The 2,914-nt window shown below is 61.1% G+C and carries 4 protein-coding genes; all 4 read right to left on the reverse strand.

The features are described 5' to 3' along the window. Nucleotides 1–106: 106 nt before the first annotated feature. The 4 genes from ACLP2E_RS09395 to ACLP2E_RS09410 all read right to left on the reverse strand — a co-directional run bounded on the left by ACLP2E_RS09395 (nucleotide 107) and on the right by ACLP2E_RS09410 (nucleotide 2,755). Nucleotides 107–451 (reverse strand): hypothetical protein, encoded by a 345-nt coding sequence (locus tag ACLP2E_RS09395; protein ID WP_442465751.1) that lies wholly within the window; start codon nucleotides 449–451, stop codon nucleotides 107–109. A 147-nt stretch (nucleotides 452–598) separates the two neighbouring features. Next, on the reverse strand, nucleotides 599–2,119 hold the full coding sequence (locus ACLP2E_RS09400) for an amidohydrolase family protein (RefSeq protein ID WP_442465752.1): 1,521 nt from the start codon (nucleotides 2,117–2,119) through the stop codon (nucleotides 599–601). 117 nt (nucleotides 2,120–2,236) lie between these two features. Continuing rightward, nucleotides 2,237–2,464: a high-potential iron-sulfur protein gene (locus ACLP2E_RS09405; protein WP_442465753.1), complete on the reverse strand. Its 228-nt coding sequence runs from the start codon at nucleotides 2,462–2,464 to the stop codon at nucleotides 2,237–2,239. A 138-nt stretch (nucleotides 2,465–2,602) separates the two neighbouring features. Further along, nucleotides 2,603–2,755, reverse strand: coding sequence for a hypothetical protein (locus ACLP2E_RS09410; RefSeq protein WP_442465754.1), 153 nt, complete (start codon nucleotides 2,753–2,755; stop codon nucleotides 2,603–2,605). Nucleotides 2,756–2,914: the final 159 nt, after the last annotated feature.

Genomic DNA, 2,914 nt, shown 5'->3' on the forward strand with positions numbered 1-2,914 from the left:
AACCGGATTCCACTTTTCCGGATCATCTCTAGGCCCACGATCGTCGCGTTTGCAACAGATTACTTCGCCGAACGCGGTAATGGTGTATTCGATCTGGCGACGCGCCCTATTGCGCGGGCGTACAGGCGAGCTTGGCCAAGTGCCCGGAGCGATAGATCAGAAACAGATCGTTGGTGTAGTGAAAGAACTCGCCGGTGAAATCCTTGGCTCGGAATCGGAGCGTGATCTGATCGTCGCTCGTCACGGCGCTTTTGACATCGCCGCTGCCGAGATCGAGCGCGATCTTGTGCGCGGAAACCAGATTCAATTTCACCGTCATGGGCGTTTGCTTGAGCGACACCGGCTCGATCTTGACGCCAGTGCAGGAGAACTGGGTCGCCGCCGCCCCAGCTGCGGAAGCTATCGAACAGGCCAAAATTGCCGCGACTATACGTGTTGACGGTCGGATCATGATCGCCGCTCCAGCGTGCGCGAATCTTGTCGGAACTATACCGCGAAACGGCCGGCGGGCGGGAGAATTGGCGTTCCGCACCGAACGGCGCCCGGATGGAGGCCGCGTCCGGGAAGAGCCCGGACGCGCCGACAGCGTTGTGGATCGTCAGCCGAATACCGAGAAATCCGCGATCGGCTCGGCGACATAGCCGTAGCGCAGATTGTTCGGCTCGCGGCCGGCCTTGTCGTATTTAGCCTTCAGCGCCGTGAGCTTGTCGTTCTTGAACTCGAGTTCGGCCTTTTTCGGCTCGACGCCGTAGAGCCTGGCATTGTTGCCGCCGAAGATCGCGCTCTTGACCGGCCCGGTGGCGGGGCCGAGCGGGGCGAAGCCGTATTGCTTCTGCATGTCTTCAGGGATCTCGAGGCGCCGCAGCCCTTCAATCTGCCATTGCGGCGAGCCGGTCCATACTGCGTCGGTGCCCCAGCAGACATGATCGGCTCCCATTTTCTTGATCATGGTGCCCATCAAGGCCGCCGTGACCTTGGGCTCCGCGACCAAGGTCATGGCGAAAAGCTGCCCGACATCGGCATAGACATTGGTGACATCGTATTGCGCGGGGATATCGGCGAGGTCGCTGGTCCAGGAGATGCGGCCGGTGCGCTCGAACTCCGCCAGCGCCACTTTCGGATCGCCACCGACATGGCGATAGGCGCCGTGATAGATGATGAAGTTGAGCTGCGGCCAGTCTTTCGCCGCCTGGCCGACGTCGCTCGCGTCGACAAAGCCGCGCAGATTGGGAAACTGGCGGTCGAGCGGCGGCGCGAACAGGCCCTTGTGCACGCAGACATTCTTGATGCCGGCTTTGACAAATTTCTCGTAGCCGAGATAGGCGACTTTCTCGTCGTCCATGCGCCACGGATAGCGGCTGGTGTCTTTATGGGTGTTGTCGCCGATCGTATAGCCCTTCATCGATTCCGGCTTGAGCGCGAGCGCGGCATCGACCTTGTCGAGCCAGCCGGGCTGGCCCGGCGTGAAGATGGCGTGCGAAAACAGCCGCCGCGCGCCGAAGCGCGCGTTCACCTTGTCGCGCGCTTGCGCCATCTGCTCGTTGGTGAGGAACCAGTCCTGCTCGATGTCCGACGGCGCCGACGAGATCAGGACGATCTTGCTGTCGCTATCGAGGAAAATCTCCTTGACGTAATTGTCGTATTTCAGATCGTCGATGGTCTGTTCCTTGCCGGCGAGATCCTTGTTCCAGCCGGCTTTGCCGACCGCGGCGCGCATGGCGACGAAATTCTTGATGCGGGTGTCGTCGCGCAGGAAATGCGTGTGCATGTCCATGATGAACTGGTCTTTGAGCGAATCGGCGCGCTCATCCGCCATGGCGGGCGTGGCGGCTTCGGCATGCGTCGCGTCGAAGAAATTGCCGAAAGTCTCGTTCATCGCGACATAGGATGCCGCCATACCGGCCGCGGTCTGGAAGAAGCGGCGGCGCGAGACGCCCTGCTTCTTGGCTAACCCGTCGGCGAGATCGAGGAGCCGCGCCTGCAATTCGCGCTGCTTCTCGGTTTGCGGATAGGGATAGAACTCATCGCTCGAGACGATCTGCGTCGGGATCGGCGTGTCATAGGGCAACAGTTCCGAAGGTGTCAGCATCTCGCGGTCGTCGTCGCTCAGAAATCCCATGGCGCTCTCCTTGCCCTGTCGTCCTCGATGTCGCCCCGTCTATCGCGGGTTTCGCAAACTGCATCGTAGCAGTTCGCGCCCGCCCGGCGAAGGCCATTGCGGCGCGAGTCCTAAACCCTAGTCCGTCATCGCATAGGCTTTGCACCAGCCGTCCGGACTGATCTCGCCCTCGACGACTTTGCAGGCTTTCGGCTCGTCGAACAGCGAGCACGTCGCGCACATTTGAATGCCCTTCGGACTGTCCTGATATCCGGCCTGCTGCTTGGACATCTTGCCGCCGCGCTGCGCCGAAGATCGCTTTGGCCACAACGGCCAGCCGGCCAGGCTCGCGAGCGCGAGCCGCAAAAAACTCCGCTTCGATCGATTGCTCATGGTCCACACCGCTTGACAGTTGGCAGAAAGCCCGTTATCGCTTCGCGCATCGTCGGTTCCCTGCAGATTGCCGTGTCACGTCACGATATAACAGCGCGGGCAGTCCTTTGTTCACCCGCCGAACGAGGGCGAATGCAGATAGACCCCGAACGGGCCCGACAGTTTGAACACGCCGCGCGGGCCCGACGCAATGGCCTCCGTCAGCGCCTTTTGCGCGGGCGTGAATGTCTCCGGCGACAGTTCGGGGAGGCGCGGCGACTGCATGCTTTTTTTCACGGTTTTTGACGCACTTTTGGCCATTGGTTTCCTCTATGGGTTTCCTCTTCGGCGGGTGAACAAAGGACTGCCCGCGCTGTTATATCGTGACGTGACACGGCAATCTGCAGGGAACCGACGATGCGCGAAGCGATAACGGGCTTTCTG

This window comes from Rhodoblastus sp. (assembly GCF_052145335.1).
Classification (GTDB): domain Bacteria; phylum Pseudomonadota; class Alphaproteobacteria; order Rhizobiales; family Beijerinckiaceae; genus Rhodoblastus.